The organism is Neobacillus niacini, assembly GCF_000759675.1.
GTDB classification, from domain to species: Bacteria; Bacillota; Bacilli; order Bacillales; family Cytobacillaceae; genus Neobacillus; species Neobacillus niacini_A.
This window is the reverse complement of sequence record NZ_BAWM01000159.1, coordinates 1-213: the sequence shown is the minus strand read 5'-3', so window position 1 is coordinate 213 and position 213 is coordinate 1. Positions and strand designations below refer to the sequence as shown.

Sequence of the window (213 nt, the reverse complement as noted above, 5' to 3'; positions counted from 1 at the left end):
AAGGGAGCAGGGCCTCGAGCTCATATAACTTCTCTTTTAAAATAAAAGAATCTATTTCCGTTACGGCGATAATATGATCGTTTTCAGTATGAAAATAGTGGATGTCATCCGGTTTAAGAATATGTTGCATTTCTCCCTTTTTTCCAATCAGGAATTGTTGCTCTCTACCATAGATGAAGTCAATTAATTCCTGTATATGTTCATCCAACTCAG

At 36.2% G+C, this 213-nt stretch carries 1 protein-coding gene; it reads right to left on the bottom strand.

The genetic code is table 11. The annotated features are described in order from the left end of the window. Window positions 1-213, bottom strand: a 213-nt coding sequence (locus TR08_RS30080) for a LytTR family transcriptional regulator DNA-binding domain-containing protein (RefSeq protein ID WP_045524719.1), incomplete at both ends; no start/stop codon positions are given.